This window comes from Promicromonospora noduliphila, from assembly GCF_056951025.1.
On the sequence record NZ_CM167806.1, the window covers coordinates 780,187 to 796,144 of the forward strand.

A 15,958-nucleotide genomic window follows, 5' to 3' on the forward strand; every position below is an offset into this window, starting at 1 on the left:
GGCGCGATTCGGCACCGTTGGCGCCTCGCCCGCACACCCTGCCCGCGCACCCCTGGAGCGGTGGTCGGTCATGACGGTCAGCATCCAGCCGATGAGCGTCGGCAACGGCACCGAGTACCTGACCGGGTCGGTAGCCAACGCCGACTGCGACGGCCCGAACCTCGGCGATGGCCTCGGGATGGACCCGGTGACCGCGTACTACACGGCGGTCGGCACCCCGCCCGGGTACTGGCTGGGACGCGGCATCGACGACCTCGGCGGCGGAGGCGTCCTCGCTGCCGGTGACCGGGTGACCACGACGCAGCTCCAGCGGCTCCTGGAAGCGGGCAGGGACCCGGTCACGACCGAACCCCTGGGCAGGGCCTACCCGAAGATCGTCCCGTTGCGTGAGCGGATCGAGAAGCGCACCGCCGCCCTCGACCCCAGCCTGAGCCCCGAGGATCGGCAGGCCGCGGTGGAGCAGATCGCCCAGGACGAGGAGTGGGCCGGCGACCGCCGGGCGGTGGCCGGGTTCGATCTGACGTTCTCGCCGCCGAAGTCCGTCTCGGTCCTGTGGGGCCTGTCGGATCCCACCACCAAGGCCCTGATCCTGGGCGCACACCGTGCCGCCGTGACCGACACCATCCGGTTCATCGAAGACCACGTCGCCGCTACCCGGACCGGCACCGACGCCGGGGACGGGTCGATCGCCCAGGTCGATGTCACTGGCCTGATCGCCACGGCGTTCGATCACTGGGACTCCCGCGCTCACGACCCCCAGCTCCACACGCACGTCGTGGTGCCGAACAAGGTGCGGGCGGTGACCGACGGGAAGTGGCGCACGCTGGACTCGCGGGCGTTGTTCAACGCGAACGTCGCGTTCAGCGAGCACTACGAGGCGGTCTTGTATGACCGCCTCGGCGCCAGCCTCGGCCTCCAGGGGGAACGACGCCCCGCACGCGGCAAGAACCGCAACCCCGGGTTCGAGATCACCGGCGTGAGCGACGACCTGATCACCGAGTTCTCCTCCCGGTCGGCCGACATCGAACCCGCCACGGACAAGTTGATCGCCGAGTACCGCGAGAAGCATGGGCGGATGCCGTCGCGGGGCACGATCAACCGGCTGCGCGAACAGGCGAACCTGGCTACCCGTCCGCCCAAGTCGATCGAGTCCCTGGCCGATCTCTCAGCGCAGTGGCGCCAGCGCGCTGCACGAGTCTTGGGAGAAGATCCGGGCGAGTGGGCGCGGAACCTGATCGCCCGGGCGGCCGACGAACCCGGCCGGGCGTTCACCGCCGCCGACGTACCCCACGAGGCCGTGGAGAAGGCGGCTGCCGTCGTGCTACGTGTGGTCGGGGACAAGCGGGCGACGTGGAAGCACTGGCACCTGTGGGCCGAAGCCGAACGCCAGACCATGCACTGGCGCCTGACCACCCACCAAGATCGCGTCCAGACCGTGGCACGGATCGTCGCCCAGGCCGAGGGCACCTCGGTCCTGTTGACGCCGCCGGAACTGGCACCGACACCGGACTTCCTCCTCCGGGCAGACGGCACCAGCACCCTGCGCCCCAAGCACTCCAAAGTGTTCACCTCCCAGGCTGTCCTGGACGCCGAGACCCGACTCCTGGACGCCATGACCCAGTACGCCGCGCCCCGCATCGACACCTGGCGGTTACGGGCCGTCTTCGCCGAAGGGATGCGGCGGGGAGTGCTGGATACGTCCCAGGCCGACGTCGTCACCGCCGTCGCAGCCTCGGGCCGTCGTCTGGACCTTCTCGTCGGTCCGGCCGGGACCGGGAAGACGACCACGCTGCGGGTGCTGCTCGCGGCCTGGGAACAGCAGCACGGCCCCGGCAGCGTTGTGGGCCTGGCACCCTCGGCCGCCGCCGCCGACGTCCTCGGTGCGGAGCTACGGGTCGAGTGCGAGAACACGGCCATGTGGCTCACCCGCTACCAGCACGGCCACGCCCAGTTCGAGCCGGGGCAACTGGTGATCGTGGACGAGGCGTCCCTCGCCGGGACGCACACCCTGGACCGCCTTACCCGATACGCGGCCCAGGCCGGCGCGAAGGTGCTCCTGGTCGGCGACCCCGCACAGCTCCCCGCCGTCGAGACCGGCGGCGCCTTGAACCTTCTGGTCTCCGAACGCGCCCGCACCACCGGCGACGTCCCGACCCTGACCGACGTGCACCGCTTCCACGCCGACTGGGAAAAGACCGCCTCCCTGCGCCTGCGCGACGGCGACCCGGACGTCCTGGGCGTCTACGAGAACCACGGGCGCATCCGGGCCGGGGACACCGACGAGATGACCGACGCCGCCTACACCGCCTGGAAGACCGACACTCAGGCCGGACGGTCCTCGGTCCTCGTCGTGGCCGACACCACGACAATGAACGACCTCAACCGCCGCGCCCGCGCCGAACGCGTCCTCGCCGGACACGTCTCCCACGGCCGCGCCGTGCGCCTGGCCGGAGACGTCCGTGCTTCGGCCGGTGACCTGGTCATCACCCGGGACAACGACCGCCACCTCCGATACGGGCGCGACGGATGGGTCCGCAACGGCGACCGCTGGCAAGTCCGCCGAGTCCACCGCGACGGGTCGGTCACGGTCCAACGCGTCGACCTCGAACCCCGACCGCACACCACGGTGCGCGGCGACGCCTCCAGTGGACGGTCTGGGGGCACCGTGCGGCTGCCCGCCGACTACGTGGCCCAATACCTCGACCTGGGGTACGCGATCACCGCACACCGCGCCCAGGGCCTCACCGTCGACACCGCCTACACCGTCGCGAGCCCGAGCATGAACCGGGAGAACCTGTACGTCAGTCTCACCCGAGGCCGCACGAACAACACCGTGTTCGTGCCCGTCGACCAACCCGACCGCGACCACAACCACGAACACGCCATCGGTGCGCACACCGACCCCGACCAACCCGAGCAGGCCGCCGCCCGCATGGTCCTCGCGGGCATCCTAGGCCGCGTCGGCGCCGAACCGTCTGCACACCAGGCCCGCCAGGACCAGCAACACCGCTGGGGCTCGACCGCACAGCTCGCCGCCGAGTACAACACGATCGCGGGTGCCTTCCAGCACTCCCGATGGGCGCTCCTGCTCGAACACACGCTGGTCGGGGAAGGCTTCGCCCCGGCCGAGGTCACGCAGGCCGTGGAGTCTGACGCGTTCGGAGTCCTCTGCGCCGAGCTGCGCCGCGCCGAAGCCGACGGCCACGACGTGAACCGGCTGCTACCCCGTCTCGCGGCAGCCCGAAGCCTGTATGACGCCGACGACATCGCCGCCGTTCTGCACCATCGCCTCAGCCACGCAGCCACCCGGAACAACAGTGGGCGCAACCGGATCGCTGGCCTCATCCCACGAGCCCTCGGCCACTTCCCTCAGGACATCCAAGAAGCCCTCGACGCCCGCGCCGACCTCATCGAACACCGCGCCCGCACCCTCGCCGCCCAAGCCCTCCACGACCACGAACCCTGGACCAGACACATGCCACCCCGCCCGTACGGACCGGCCGAACGTGAATGGCTTGACGGCGTCGTCGCCGTAGCCGTCTACCGCGACCTCTACGAGGTCACAGGAGACAGCCTCCTCGGCGAGTCGCCGACCATGCTGGCCCAACGCGACCACGCACGCCGCCTCCACACACTGATCCGCAACCTCGTCGGCGTCACACTTGACCAGACGAGGCGCTCTTCCAGCTCACGGGCACGAGCCCAGCCTCGGCTGATCCGGGCACAGCGCCTGGATCAGCCCGTGCGATCCCTCCCAGCCCATACGAGTTCGGTACGTGATGACCAACGCCCGCACTTGTAGACCTGGTCGCGCCATCCGACCCGCGCGGCGCACCCGCGGGGGAACACTGCGGGGTTTCCGTGATGCGGAACATCGCTAGTACTTCACCTTCTCGGAGAACACGCCCACCGCCCGCTCCGTGGCACGATGGCGCATAGCCAGAAAGCAATCCAACCTCAGTGGATTATCAGGCTCCGTTGTGTGCGCTGTTTAGGTCTGCACGACATGCACCGGCGCTGGTTGAATAGCAGGGAGTAGAGCATGGACGGACACACTCGCGGATCTGAGTGGCGGAAGTGGGATCTCCACGTCCATGCTCCCGGCACCAAGCTCGGGGATGGCTATGCTAAGAATAATGGAATCTCCGACATCGATCAGTTTTGCCAGGTTATTCACGATTCTGACGTGGCCGCCGTTGGCATCGCGGACTATTTCTCCCTGGACGGCTACTTTGCCGTGAAGGAGAGGTACCAAGAGCTCTTTCCCGGAATTGGGAAAACGCTCTTGCCAAACCTTGAACTGCGCCTTCCTGTTGCCGTCAACAGGGCGGTTCAAGAAGTTAACATTCATCTCATATTCCACCCTAGGCTAACGCGAGAGTTGGCCGGCAAATTTCTCGGACGCCTGAACACCGCGGCTACGAATGGCCCCGACCGCACAACTGTTACATGTGCCGACCTCACGAGCCAAGACCAATTCGAGAGTGCAACAGTTTCTTTGGATGCCATCAGGAATGCTATCAGAGAAACGTTCGGTGACCATGCAACCGCTCCGGGGCGGCGGCAAGACCATCTCTTGGTCATTGCTTCAGCTAAGGGTGATGGAATACGGCCTGGCGGAAGTGGCGTTCAGCGAAAACTTCTGCTGACCGACGAAATTGACAAGTTCTCGGACGCGTTCTTCGCCAACATGGGCTCGCGGGACTACTTCCTTGATGTCGGCAGGCTCGAAACTTCTGAACTAGCTGTGCCGAAGCCGGTTTTCGATGGTTGTGACGCCCACACATTCCCGGAGCTCAAGAGCACCCTCGGCAAGCAGGTTTCGGAGGAAGGGCGTCAACGAAACGTCACGTGGATCAAGGCTGATACTACTTATGCAGGCCTGCTTCAGACACTTGTCGAGCCCTCAGAACGAGTGGCAATGCAGGCAACCGAGCCTGACCTAAAAGAGCCATACAAGGTAATCAGAAGCATCAAATTCTCGGGGACCAGTGATTTTCCGGGCGAACTAGCGCTTAATCGAAATCTGAATTCGATAATCGGCAGTCGCTCCTCCGGAAAATCGGCACTGCTCGCACACATCGCGTACTCGGTTGATCCCATCGAAACGGTCCGTTTGCAGGTGCAGGCTCATGGGCTCGATGACCCTCAGGATGCCGGTCCCGCGGCAGGATTCTTTTGGCGCGAGGTGTCAGCGGTAAAATGCGACGTCGAATGGGAATCTGGAGAGGATACAAAAGGTAAGGTTATCTATATCCCCCAGAACTCCCTCTACACACTCAGTGAAAAGCCGGACGAGATAACCCAGAAGATCTCGCCTGCGTTGTTCCGCACGTACCCTGAAGTGAAGGCCGCGTATGACGGGGCAAACGGCAAGGTCATTGCTGCAAATTCAGCCATTAAGAAGGCTGTTGATGATTGGTTCAGGCTCGCCAAGCGGATCGAGGAACGTGACGAGGAGATTAGGGACCTAGGCGACAAGGCCGCAATAAGCGCGGAGAGGGACCGCCTTCAGGCCTCGATCGACCGGATCAGGACGACGGCATCCTTGACCGACGAGGACGCTATTGAGTATGAGGCAGTTTCCAGTGCGCTTGATGATAGAGCGACGCGTATTGCGGAGCTAAGTGCTGAGCTGGAGCAATTGCGCTTCTATGTTGTAACGCAGGAAGGTGCTTCTGGTGCCGAGAGCGTTCCGGGTGCAGTTGAGGTGGTGATAACGGTTGGGCCGGCGGATGCTGAGTTGCCAGAGACGGTGGCTACCCAAGTCGAGCACATCCGATCGGCTGCGGTGGAAGATCTCATCGCGAAGGTCGAATCTCAATTGGTCGCTTCAGTGATTCGGCTTAGTGAGGAGCGGAGGATGATTCGTGACGAAGTTTCCACGATCGAATCGGAGAACGCCGAGCTTATTGCACGACATGAGGCGAATGAGGAGCTAGCGGGTGTCGTCGCCGACCACAAGAAGCAGGTTGCGCGGCTCGACGATATTCGCAAGCGCGAGCAGATCAGAGACCGGCTTGTTGCTGAACAGGAAGAAGCGGGGCGGGCGATCACGAAGGGAATCGACGATCGCCGGAACGTTCTATCGGGACTAGTTGAAGTCTTTGATTCCGAGGATAGAGTGCTGGCGGATCTAAAGTTCGGTATCGAGATCGACGTACCACCTGGGGTGGTCGAACATGCCTCGCTGGGGTTCAGTCAGCGGACGACGAACGCTTACGTGAAGAACAAGGGAGACTTGGTTTCATACGGGGATGCTCAGGGTGACCCGACCGCGTTCCTGCACGCCTTGCACGGTGGTGCTGTCAAGTTGAATAAGTCCTACGATGCGAGCGCAGTCGCAGCGACTGTTCTCACGGTGACCGAGGATATTAGGTTTTCTGCGGAGTTGGATTCCGATCGTATCGGCGGGTTTAGTAGATCGTCCATGACTCCCGGAAAACAGGCTCTCTTCGCGCTGACTCTTATTCTCAACGAATCGCAAGAACCGTGGCCCCTTCTCATCGACCAGCCGGAGGATGATCTCGATAGTCGGTCGATATACGACACCATTGTGCCCTATCTTGTGGCGCGCAAGAAGGAGCGTCAAATTATCATGGTGACTCATAATGCGAATCTGGTGATCGGATCGGATTCAGAGCTTGTGATCGTCGCGAATCGTCACGGAGATGACAGGCCGAACGACGCTGGGCGCATGTTCGAGTATAGGACGGGCGCGCTGGAAAACTCTCAGGAGCTCGATAATGAGAGCCCAACGGCACTGGGTCGGTTCGGCATCAGAGAACATGCCTGTGAGATCTTGGATGGTGGCGAGGAGGCGTTTCAGAAGAGGCGCAACAAATACAAGTTTTAGCGGCGGTTCGCGGGCCTGATATCCCCGGTTTATTCATGCGATCTGGGCTCGTCGAGAGTCATCCGAAGACGATCTCGCGAAACTGTTCGCGCACACGCGTGAGGGGTTCGCGGTCGCGGGTGTAGTAGAGCTTGTTGGTGAGCAGGACCGCCCAGCGGTCCTGCTTGGGGTTGAGCCAGATGGCGGTCCCGGTGAAGCCATAGTGGGTCCACGTCTGGTCGGCGGGATCGGTGCCGGATGCCGGGTGCCAGAACAGGCCTCGTGCTGGTTCGAGGCTGCCGGTGTGGATGTTCAGGGACTCACGCGTCCATTCGGGTCCGAAGCCCGGAGGAGCCACGGTGGTGTCGGGGTCCAGTAGGTAGCGCAGGAGTATTGTCAGGTCGCCGAGGGTGGAGAACGCCCCGGCGATGCCGCTCACGCCGCCGAGCAGGCGGGCCGAGAAGTCGTGAACGGTGCCCTTGAGGTGGGCGCCGGTCTCGTCGTCGAGTTCGGTCGGGGCGCAGCGCGCGACCAGTTCCGTCGGCAGAGGACCGAAGCGGGTCTCTCGCATGCCGAGTGGGCCCCAAACTCGGTCGGTGGCGAGTTGGTCGAGCCGTTCCCCGCTCAGGAACTCGGCGAGGTAGCCGAGGATGAGAGCGGCGCGGTCGGTGTACTCCACGGCCTCGCCGGGCTCGCGGTGCAGGGCTTCGTGCAGGACGCCGTTTCGGATGGCGTCATGGTTGGTGCCGTAGAGGCTCTTGAGGTGGGCACGTAGGGGCAGGCCAGCGGTGTGGGTCAGGAGCTGGTGGGCGGTGATGCGTCCGAGGGGGCGTCCGGCGACGTCGGGCCAGAACTCACCTAGGGGTTCATCGAGGTCGAGGTGGTCGTCCTGCCAGAGTGCCCCGATGGTGGTCCAGACGGCGAGGATCTTGGTGAGGCTGGCGATGTCGAACACGGTGTCCGGTCTCATGGGCTCGTCGGGGCGTGTCGGGTCCAGCAGGCCGGTAGCTTCGTGGTCGATGGTGCCGGTCGCGTCGCCTACGGCCCATACCGCGCCGGGGTAGACGCGGTCGCGTACTCCGGCGGTTACGAGGTTACGGAGTTGTTCGGTGGTGGAGGGCATCGTTTCCTCTGCTTCTCGGATGGGCCGTCCTGGTCAGCGTAGGGGTGTCCAGGGCGGCCCGGCTGGACCTGTGTGGTTAGGAAAGGCTGTCGCTGAGCGCGACCAGTGCGGAGGCGGTGGCGGACAAGGGGAAGCGAGCGGCGTTGGTGCGCGCGGATTCACGGAGATCGTCGGCCAGGCCGGGCGCGATAAGGCGACGTAGGTTCGCCGCGACTTGATCCGGGTTGGTGAAGTCCGTGGGCAGGGCGGAATCGCCGAGGGCCTCGTCGAGTCCCGGTACCGGCTGGTAGAGCACGGGTAGTCCACAGGCTTGCGCTTCGAGGGCGACCAGGCCCATGGCCTCCAGGGTGGTGGATGGCATGAGTAGCGCGTCGTGGTTGGCGAACGTCTCCCACAGTTCAGACCGAGGCAGCCACCCGAGGTAGTGGACGTCGAGTCCGGCCCGGCGCAGTGCTGGGCGGAGCGCGTGGAACTCGTGGGGTGGCGCGGCGATGCTGAGGGTGATGTCCCTGACGTCCGCGAGTGCTCGGATAAGGCGGTCGCCGCCCTTCTCGGGGGCGAGCCTGCCCGCGTACAGCAGCCGGGTCGTGCTTTCCTGGGGCGGCCGCTGGGGAGGCGGCTCGATGAGGAGATGGTCGGGTATGCCCCAGGGGATCTTCACGACCCGATCCGCGGCTGGGGCGAGCGTGCGGAGCCGGTCTGCCATGGCCGAGGTGGGTACGACGATCGCGTTCGCACGGCGAGCTGTGTTGCGCAGGACTCGCAGTTGGTCGGGGTAGGTCTCGGCGAACAGCAGGTCGGTCCCGTGGACCAAGGCGAGTGCTGGGTGGTCCGGGAGCGTTCGTAGGACAGCCGGAGTGGCGCCGAAGGTGAGGTGTTGCAGGTGGACGACATCGACGTTCGCGGGGTCGAGCACGTCGGCCAGCGCACGGTGCAGCGCCGTGACGTATGGCGTGAAGCCGGGCTCGTCGAGGCACTTGCCGTCGACCGCAAGCAGGCCCAGACCCGCCACCGCCGGGTGCTGGTCGTGGCCGGGGTCGAGCATGAATGCTCGTGCGGGGATGAGTGGTTCGGCGCCGGTGTACAGGTCGCGGAACAGTTCCACGCTGCCGCCGGGGCTTCCGGCTGGTAGGTCGAGGAAGGTCGCCACACGAGCGGTCATTGGATGTCCTCCTGGAACTCTTCGTGGAGCCGGGAGATGTCGATGCCGTCGGTCGAGGTGTACTTGCGTCCGAGCTGCTGGTAGCTGGCCGTCGGCCCGTAGGTGCGCAGAAAGATCAGCTTGCCGAACGTCATCCCGGGGTAGATGCGAACGCGTCGGACGGCGCGGATCTCCAGCGTCCAGCGGATCGCGTGCCCGACATGGCCCAGGGGTGCGGAGACGTGGACCCAGATACCGTGACTGCCGGTGACACGGTCGCCGTTGAGCATCTGGGCGTACCGGTCAGATGCCGTCCGTTCCAGAGTTACTCCGAGGTACAGGACCCCGGGCTCCAGGACGTAACCCGACTCGGGGATAGTGACCTCGGTGAACGGCGTCGGCAGGGCGGCGTCCAGATCCGTGGCGCAGACCCGGAGCGTTGCTCCGAGGCGCCAGTCGTACGCGTTCGCGGACAACCGTTCGGGGTCGAACGGATCGATGGTGATATCCCCGGCCGCGACTGCTGCGGCGATGGCGGGGCCGGTCAGGATCATGAGGCCGCCGCCGGTCGAGGGATGTCGTGCCAGTAGCGCGAGGCCTGCGGGCCCTGCGCTGCCTGATATTTGCCCGCGTACAACTCGAGCGGGCCAGCAGCGACGAAGAACATGATCTGGCCGATCTTCATCCCAGCGTAGACACGCAGCGGGCGGGTGGCGGCGAGCATGAGGGTCCATTGGCCGTGGAAGCCGATGTCGCCGATCGGGGCGGTGATCTCCACGAACAGGCCGAGCCTGCCGACCGAGGAACGGCCGAACAGCAGCGGCACGAACTCGTCCGAGCCGACTTCCTCCAGGGTGTGCCCGAGGTAGAGCTCGTTCGGTTGCAGGACGTACCCCTTCGGCCCGATCTCGATCGTGGATGTCGGATTCGGCCGGTGCGCGTCGATGACCGAGTCCGTGTAGGTCATCAGCGTCGGGCCCAGGCGCACGTTGTAACTGTTCGGGTTGACCTGTGTGGGCTCGAATGGAGTGACTCGCAGCCGTCCGTCGCGGACTGATGCGGAGATCTCGGGACCGGTGAGGATCATGGCGTTACCTCCTGGCAGAGGACATGACGGACGGCCTGGCTGAGGTCGAGAACCGTGGTGGGCGGGCCGGCAAGCGGAAGCGTCTCGGCGAGGTAGTTCGTGGTTAGGACGCTGCCCACCCGACCGATACCCGAGTGGGTACCGACGACCAAGGGACCAGAGCGCTGCTCGAACTCGTCGAGCAGGGCTGAGAGCACGGCCCGCGGTTTGAGCCGGGCGTGCAGGATGTGGTTGCCGAACGGCTCGATGGCCATCAGGTCAGCGGCGGTCAGTACCTGCCCGAGAGGGGCCTGCCGCAGCGCGGACTCATTGAGGATCACGACGTCGGGAGCCGCGCTCGGCTGGAGGTTCCGGGCGACCTGTTCGAGCAGCGCCCGACGATCCAGGGAGCGATCCCTCCAAACGGGACCGAGGGGCCCGATCGGAGCGGTCAACTGGTCGCGGAGGAGTTGGATCTGATGGCCAACCGGCTCCAGCGAACCTGGAAGCGCATTGATGGGCTCGAACCGGGCGGTACTCGCCTCCCAGCCGCCGCTTGCTGGTGCAGCGGACGAGAAGCCAGCAGCGAGTTCAGCTCCCTTGACGATGACGGTCGAACCGACCCGCTCAGGTCCGTGACGTTCGCTGTGGCAGTGACCCGCGAAGATGACGTCGAGGAACGGGCACGCTTGCGCGAGCCGAAGATCGTGTTCGAAGCCGGAATGGGACAGCAGCACCCAGGCATCGACCTCGTGGTGGTGCTCGTCCCACAGGCCCGTGAGCGCTAAGGCGGGATCGACGATGCGGTGCCCAGAACGCTCACCCATCGGTATGGCGCCGAACGCCTGCTCACCGATAACAGCCGTCACGCCCACCCGCTGCCCACCAACGACGGTCTGGTGCAGGCGGCGAAACAGCGCCTCTCCGCTTGATGTCTCGACGGCGTTGGCGCACACGGTCAGCTCGCGCAGACTGGGCTCCAGATGATGACGCCATCCGTGATTTCCGGGGGCGACGACGTCATAGACCGAAGCCAGTATCTCCTTCTCGATCCGGCCCCGGCCGAGGCGGTAGTAGCCGCTTCCCTCGAAGAAGTCCCCGCAGTCCACGACCAGGCCGTCTCGCCGTGCCTCATGCAGCCCAGCGAGCAACGGACCGATCTCCCCAAGCTGGGAGTGCACGTCGGTCGTCGCCACGATCCGCGCCAGGACACGTTCAGTCACGGTCGCTCTTGGAGGTCCGCGCCGAGCGCACGAAGCTTGCCAGGCAGATCGACGTAGCCACGTCGAAGCTGCGCGAGCCCAGTAACCGTCGTCTCGTCGCGGGCAGTCAACGCCGCGATCAATAGCGCCGAGCCGGTCCGGATATCTGTGGCTTCCGCCGTCCCCCCGGCAAGATGCTGAGGGCCGGTCATGCGGGCCGTGGTCGCGGTCAGCGCCTCGATGTCCGCGCCCAGGCGGGCGAGCTGCGCCAGCAGGTTGCCGTGGCGTCCGGGGTTGATCGTGTCAGAGAACTCGTGCGTGCCAGGCAACCGCAGTGCCAGCGCCATCAGCGCCGGTTCGAAGTCGGCGTCCAACCCCCCTGGGTCCAGAGACGAGATGGCACGTAGGCCTTGGCCGATTCGCTCACCCTCGTCGAGGACGACGAGCCCGTCGTCCTCGACGAGCACGCGAACACCGACAGCGTTGAGCAGCCGGGCGACGTACGCGACGTCACGGCCGGCGACGCCCTCGATACGTCCGGAGCCGCCCGTGGCTGCGATCGCGCAGGCCAGGGTCCCTGCCTCGATCTTGTCCCCGGGAACCCGCCACGACGCCGGAGCATCCTCGGCACCTTGCGGCGGCTCCATCCGGAGACGGGACGGGTGCAGATCTATGCGCCAGCCGACGGAACGCAGAGCGTCGAGAATGCCGGTGAACTCCGGAGACAGGTTCGGATTGCCCAGCTCTATCCGCACCCGCCCGACGACGGCTCGGAGCACAGCCACGACGCTCGCACCCCGGGAACGGAACGGGAGATCGATCTCCGCCCGGACCGAAGTCTCCCGGGCCGTCACGTGGTACCCGGCAGCGTCCAGGTCGATCGAGTCACCGAACGCGGCGTAGACATCGAAGTGCAGATCCATCCCGCGATCCCCGATCCGACAACCACCAGGCCAGGGCAGATCGGCACGACCCTGGGCCGCCAGGAGAGCAGGCACCAGGTAGTAGGAGGCTCGGATCGTTCTGGCGGGCTCCAGATCGCCAGTACGAAGCCCCGACGCCGGACGGACCGTAACGGAGCGCCGATCATCCAGTGTGCGCTCGACTCCGAAACCAGCAGCGCCAAGAAGCGTGAGCATCACAGCCACATCCGCGCTCGACGGGATGTTCGACACCCGTACCGGTCGCTCCATGACCGCAGCGCAGGCGAGCAGCGGCAAGGCCGAGTTCTTCGAGCCGTCTACGCGGACCCTGCCCGAAAGCCGAGCGCCTGGACGAAGGACAACGGACGGTGCTGTCGCGCTGCCCAAGCCGTCGGGCTGCTGGGTGCGTGCTGTCCTATCTACGGTCTGGCTCATGCGTCTCTCCTTGGGCTGGGAACCGTGCAGCGCCGCCATGACGTATCGCGTGCGGCGCCACTTCTGCTGTGCGGAGTGCTCGCTTGAGGGCGGCTGAGGCTCCCGGGGGCGGGAGCCTCAGCCTGGATCCGCCGTCTGGGGGCGGCTCACAACCGGTCCGGGACAAGGACGGTCGCAAGTTCGGAAAGCGCGGACTGACTACACGTCACTCAGGGGAAGTTCGAACCCGGCCGGTCCATCACCGGCCACGCTGCGCCACTGCGCCCGGCGGCGACCCTCGTCCCCACGGGGGTAGGGCAGCCCGGCCTCCAGTGCAGCGGTCTCGATCGCGCGCATAGTGGTGCCGACGCCGGACGGGATCGGCGCATGCCGGGTCCACCGCCCGTCCTTGAGAGTCCAGGCCTCGCACCGAGACAGGTCCGTTCCGGCGCCGTGCCACACCCGCAGCGCCACAGGCCCTAGGGCGCTGGCCTCGGCTGTGGCGATCTGCGCGGCCAACGGAGACAGAGAACTGTCCACGGCAGGGACGAGGGAGGCCAGCACCGGCAGCACACCACCATCCGTGATCGTGCCGGTGGTCTCGTCGGCGGCGCTGCGCACGATCGCCGGCGCGTGACCCATCGCCACCGACCGCCCGGCCCAGGCCAACATCGGCAGATCATTCACGCCATCCCCAACAGCGACTGTCCGCTCGGGAGGGATGCGCAGGTGCTGGCGGACACCATCCAGCGCAACCGCTTTGTTCACGCCTCGGCCCGCGATATCGGCCCAGTCCGGTCCCATGGGGGTCACTGTGACCCCGGTCGCGTGCAGCGCGTCGGTGTACCGCCGGATCCCCGGCGCGGCGAGAACGATCCGCGTGGCAGGCCGTGCGACCAGATCATCCAGAGTGACGAGCTTCTGCTGCCCATTGAGCTCTCCCGGCTCGAACGGCTCGCTCGTCTTCCAGCCCCACCCGGCCTCCTCGACCGCGACCCGCACGCCTGGGGCGAGGTCCAGGGCACGCTGGATCACCTCGGCCGGGTCGAAGGTCCGGCCCTCCACGACGTCGTATCCCGAAGGCGCCGACCGGTCCAACCGCACCGTCAGCGCGCCGTTCGAACACACGCCCCAGCCGTCGGTCAGCCCCAGACGGGTAGCGATCGGCAAGAGGCCGACTAGGGACCGCCCTGTGGCGAGCACGATGTGGTGACCCCCGGCACGGGCCAGGTCCAGGGCGTCAACCGTTCCAGACGGGACCCGCCCGTCGTCCACCAAGGTTCCGTCGATGTCGAGTGCTACGAGCGTGCGAGTGTCCGTGACCGTCGCGGCGTTCATCGGGTGACCACCCGACGCAGTACCGACCGGACCTGCACCTCAAGGCCATCGCGCTCTCCGGTCCACACCGTGTTCCCAGGCACGAACATTCGGTGATCCAACGGCACGGTCAGTCCGAGCGTGTGGGCGATCTGCTCGCCCTCCTTCAGGTCGGATGGCAGGAGGCTGACCCGGTTGGCGGTCACGGTCACCAGCTCGATGCGGTCAGGTCCGACGAGATCGAGGAACCGCGATGCCGCAGCGAGACCGTCGTTGATGCCCGTGAGACGTCGCGTCTGACGACTTGTCGTGCTGTGCGGTGGAGTGGGCGCTTCAAGGCGCCGCGTCGCTGCTGCTCTGTGGTTCACGGGACTCTCCGAAGTTTGCCGGGCCGTCTGGGATCGGTCGTTGGGATGCGTCTGCTCGCTACTCTTGTTGCGATTCACTCGCCAGGGCAGGGCAATCAACGGGACAATCTGGAGAACGCCTGCCCGGACGGCCCGCAGGTGGGGAGGGGGCGAGGGGATGGTCAACGAGTTGCTTCGGGAGCGGCGCGAAGCCCTACCGTCGCGCCTGCGCCCCGGCGAGCCCATGTCACGCGCAGAGCTAGCGGATGCTGTGAACGCGCACGTCTGGGCCTCGACCGGGCAACGCATCGCTCTCGATGCCCATGCGATCGCTCGGTACGAGCGCGGCAAGTCGCACTGGCCCGGACAGCAGTACCGCGACGGTCTTCGCGCCGTCCTCGGAGCGTCAACGGACATCGAGATCGGGTTCTACCCGACCAAGCGCGGGAGCGCGGCGCGAGAAGTTGGTCATTCGTCCACGTGGGATCTGGATACGCTTGCCGGGCTGGCCGACCTGGGGAGCAAGTACGTGGATCTCACCCGACGGGGCCTGCTCGGTCTGGCGGCCTACTCGACCGTCGCCACCGCACTACCCAGTGAGTCGTGGTGGACCGAGATGGTCCGCCGATCAGCCGAGCGCGCCGCCCGCGGCGTGCGCTCGGTCGGACGCGGCGACCTCGAAGCTGTCCGTGAATCCGTCGCGTTCTTCTCCCGGATGGACCAACGGCACGGCGGCGGGCACGCACGAGCTGCCGCCATGCAGTACCTGACTGACGACGTCCACCGCCTTCTGAACGGATCGTTCGCGAACGACGCACTCAGAGGCGAGATGTTCTCTGCCGCTTCCGAACTGGCCTACGTCGCCGGCTGGATGGCGTTCGATAACGGTGAGCACGGCATCGCCCAGGGATTGTTCACCTCGTCGGTCAAGCTCGCGGCCGAGGCCGCCGATCCCGCGATGGCAGCGCACACACTTCGTGCGATGGCACACCAGGCGATCGACCTCGGACATCCGACCCAGGCCCAGGAACTCGCAGCGGCGTCGGTCGACGGGGACCGGTACAAGGCAGCCGCACCCCGCGAACGCGCGCTGCTGGGCGTGGTGCACGCCCGGGCACTGGCCGCGACCGGCCAGGGGAGTGCGGCGTCATCCGCGCTGCTTCGAGCCGAGCGCGACCTCTCGGCCGCGATGCCAGGCGGAGACGAGCCTGCGCGTGTGTTCTTCTTCGGGGAAGCGTCCCTCGCGCACGAGACCGGCAACACCCTGCGGGACATCGGAGACCTCGCCGGGGCGGAACAGCAACTGGTTCACTCGGTCGAGACCCGGAAGGCTGCCACATTCAAGCGGACGCATGCGGTCACGCTGGGGTATCTCGGGGACGTGCAGGCCAGGCGCGGCGAGCTTGAGCAAGCAGTAGAGACATGGAACCTGGCTCTCGACGCGATGGACGGCGTGCAGTCGGCACGGGCCCGCCAGACCATCGTGGAGATGCGCTCCGCGCTCGCCGTCTACAAGGTCACCAGCTCGGACGCCGCTATCCTCGATGAGCGAGCCAGCGCCTATCTCGCTGCCACGAACTGACCTGCGGA

General features: G+C 66.1%; 11 protein-coding genes. 3 read left to right on the forward strand and 8 right to left on the reverse strand.

Going from position 1 to position 15,958, the window contains the following annotated elements; all coding sequences use genetic code 11:
* Positions 1-70 precede the first annotated feature (70 nt).
* Both mobF and AC0QU1_RS03330 read left to right on the forward strand, forming a co-directional pair.
* A complete protein-coding gene (gene mobF, locus AC0QU1_RS03325) occupies positions 71-3,802 on the forward strand; it encodes a MobF family relaxase (protein WP_483574320.1) in 3,732 nt (1,243 codons plus the stop codon).
* Positions 3,803-4,042: 240 nt separating this feature from the next.
* Positions 4,043-6,856, forward strand: a complete 2,814-nt coding sequence (locus AC0QU1_RS03330; RefSeq protein ID WP_483574322.1) for a TrlF family AAA-like ATPase — start codon at positions 4,043-4,045, stop codon at positions 6,854-6,856.
* 58 nt (positions 6,857-6,914) lie between these two features.
* On the opposite strand, the gene AC0QU1_RS03335 is transcribed toward AC0QU1_RS03330, so the two are convergent.
* The 8 genes from AC0QU1_RS03335 to AC0QU1_RS03370 all read right to left on the reverse strand — a co-directional run bounded on the left by AC0QU1_RS03335 (position 6,915) and on the right by AC0QU1_RS03370 (position 14,389).
* Positions 6,915-7,958, reverse strand: coding sequence for a serine hydrolase domain-containing protein (locus tag AC0QU1_RS03335; protein WP_483574323.1), 1,044 nt, complete (start codon positions 7,956-7,958; stop codon positions 6,915-6,917).
* A gap of 76 nt (positions 7,959-8,034) precedes the next feature.
* Entirely contained in the window at positions 8,035-9,120 is a 1,086-nt protein-coding gene (locus AC0QU1_RS03340; RefSeq protein ID WP_483616379.1) for a glycosyltransferase family 4 protein, read from the reverse strand.
* Entirely contained in the window at positions 9,117-9,653 is a 537-nt protein-coding gene (locus AC0QU1_RS03345; protein ID WP_483574326.1) for a dCTP deaminase, read from the reverse strand. Before AC0QU1_RS03345 ends, AC0QU1_RS03340 begins: the two co-directional genes overlap by 4 nt.
* Positions 9,650-10,186: a dCTP deaminase gene (gene dcd / locus AC0QU1_RS03350; RefSeq protein WP_483574327.1), complete on the reverse strand. Its 537-nt coding sequence runs from the start codon at positions 10,184-10,186 to the stop codon at positions 9,650-9,652. Before dcd ends, AC0QU1_RS03345 begins: the two co-directional genes overlap by 4 nt.
* Complete coding sequence (locus tag AC0QU1_RS03355; protein ID WP_483574328.1) at positions 10,183-11,388, reverse strand: metallophosphoesterase family protein; 1,206 nt, start codon at positions 11,386-11,388, stop codon at positions 10,183-10,185. The genes dcd and AC0QU1_RS03355 overlap by 4 nt, the downstream gene beginning before the upstream one ends.
* Positions 11,385-12,725 (reverse strand): UDP-N-acetylglucosamine 1-carboxyvinyltransferase, encoded by a 1,341-nt coding sequence (locus AC0QU1_RS03360; RefSeq protein WP_483574329.1) that lies wholly within the window; start codon positions 12,723-12,725, stop codon positions 11,385-11,387. Before AC0QU1_RS03360 ends, AC0QU1_RS03355 begins: the two co-directional genes overlap by 4 nt.
* Before the next feature lie 198 nt (positions 12,726-12,923).
* A complete protein-coding gene (locus AC0QU1_RS03365; RefSeq protein ID WP_483574330.1) occupies positions 12,924-14,042 on the reverse strand; it encodes an HAD family hydrolase in 1,119 nt (372 codons plus the stop codon).
* Positions 14,039-14,389 carry a hypothetical protein gene (locus AC0QU1_RS03370; RefSeq protein ID WP_483574331.1) on the reverse strand — a complete coding sequence of 117 codons (351 nt, stop codon included), beginning with the start codon at positions 14,387-14,389 and terminating at the stop codon, positions 14,039-14,041. Before AC0QU1_RS03370 ends, AC0QU1_RS03365 begins: the two co-directional genes overlap by 4 nt.
* A gap of 157 nt (positions 14,390-14,546) precedes the next feature.
* Here AC0QU1_RS03370 and AC0QU1_RS03375 point away from each other — a divergent pair, with 157 nt between their 5' ends.
* The gene (locus tag AC0QU1_RS03375; RefSeq protein WP_483574332.1) at positions 14,547-15,950 is read left to right on the forward strand and encodes an NsdA family TPR-like regulatory protein; all 1,404 of its coding nucleotides are present in this window, start codon (positions 14,547-14,549) and stop codon (positions 15,948-15,950) included.
* The last annotated feature ends 8 nt before the right edge of the window (positions 15,951-15,958 follow it).

Bases quoted from the DNA above. Each gene is read 5' to 3' on its own strand.
- mobF (WP_483574320.1), top strand. From the start codon at position 71: ATGACGGTCAGCATCCAGCCGATGAGCGTCGGCAACGGCACCGAGTAC.
- AC0QU1_RS03330 (WP_483574322.1), top strand. From the start codon at position 4,043: ATGGACGGACACACTCGCGGATCTGAGTGGCGGAAGTGGGATCTCCAC.
- AC0QU1_RS03335 (WP_483574323.1), bottom strand. From the start codon at position 7,958: ATGCCCTCCACCACCGAACAACTCCGTAACCTCGTAACCGCCGGAGTA.
- AC0QU1_RS03340 (WP_483616379.1), bottom strand. From the start codon at position 9,120: ATGACCGCTCGTGTGGCGACCTTCCTCGACCTACCAGCCGGAAGCCCC.
- AC0QU1_RS03345 (WP_483574326.1), bottom strand. From the start codon at position 9,653: ATGATCCTGACCGGCCCCGCCATCGCCGCAGCAGTCGCGGCCGGGGAT.
- dcd (WP_483574327.1), bottom strand. From the start codon at position 10,186: ATGATCCTCACCGGTCCCGAGATCTCCGCATCAGTCCGCGACGGACGG.
- AC0QU1_RS03360 (WP_483574329.1), bottom strand. From the start codon at position 12,725: ATGAGCCAGACCGTAGATAGGACAGCACGCACCCAGCAGCCCGACGGC.
- AC0QU1_RS03365 (WP_483574330.1), bottom strand. From the start codon at position 14,042: ATGAACGCCGCGACGGTCACGGACACTCGCACGCTCGTAGCACTCGAC.
- AC0QU1_RS03375 (WP_483574332.1), top strand. From the start codon at position 14,547: ATGGTCAACGAGTTGCTTCGGGAGCGGCGCGAAGCCCTACCGTCGCGC.